At 56.5% G+C, this 253-nt stretch carries 1 protein-coding gene; it reads left to right on the top strand.

Features of this window, described 5'->3' with window-relative positions:
- Positions 1-13: 13 nt before the first annotated feature.
- The coding region (locus ACH13J_RS18555; RefSeq protein ID WP_397544818.1) for a DUF6396 domain-containing protein at positions 14-253 on the top strand (240 nt) is incomplete at its 3' end.

The following is a 253-nucleotide window of genomic DNA, read 5'->3' as shown; positions in this document are numbered from 1 at the left end:
GGACTTGTCCGACATGCTCGTTCCACATCTCGATCAAGCCCGATCCGAGCGCTATGCTGTACTTTACAACGCTCTCGAGCTTAATCCACTGCTGCGCTTCCCCAACCTTGACAAGGTGCTTCCATTACCGCCCGCACCGCTCTTGCCGTGGAATGGCGACAAACAGACTCTCATCGATGCCGCGAAAGGCGTGACAAGTCGACCCTCGGAGCTAAAATCAAGCGCTGCCTCTCAACGGCAAGGCCGGTACTAC

The sequence above is a fragment of the Roseovarius salis genome (assembly GCF_044472985.1).
Taxonomy (GTDB): Bacteria; Pseudomonadota; Alphaproteobacteria; order Rhodobacterales; family Rhodobacteraceae; genus Roseovarius; species Roseovarius salis.
The sequence above is the reverse complement of the archived record's forward strand: the minus strand, read 5'-3'. Positions and strand labels throughout refer to the sequence as shown.